The 208-nt window shown below is 71.2% G+C and carries 1 protein-coding gene; it reads left to right on the top strand.

What is annotated here, in order from left to right; all coding sequences use genetic code 11:
• Nucleotides 1-50 precede the first annotated feature (50 nt).
• On the top strand, nt 51-208 hold a 158-nt coding region (locus IG90_RS43210; RefSeq protein WP_078585567.1), incomplete at its 3' end, for a DUF255 domain-containing protein.

Genomic DNA, 208 nt, shown 5'->3' with positions numbered 1-208 from the left:
GCCCCGTGGCGCGCGGGTGTCGTGGGGGAGGGTGCGCGAGGATTGGGCCCATGGCCAACCGACTTGCGCAGACCACCTCCCCGTACCTCCTCCAGCACGCCGACAATCCCGTCGACTGGTGGCCCTGGTCGCCCGAGGCGTTCGAGGAGGCCAGGAAGCGGGATGTGCCCGTGCTGCTCAGCGTCGGGTACGCCAGCTGCCACTGGTG

The organism is Streptomyces anulatus (genome assembly GCF_000721175.1).
Lineage (GTDB): Bacteria > Actinomycetota > Actinomycetes > Streptomycetales > Streptomycetaceae > Streptomyces > Streptomyces anulatus_C.
Note: the sequence above shows the minus strand (reverse complement) of the source record. Positions and strands in the feature narration are given on the sequence as shown.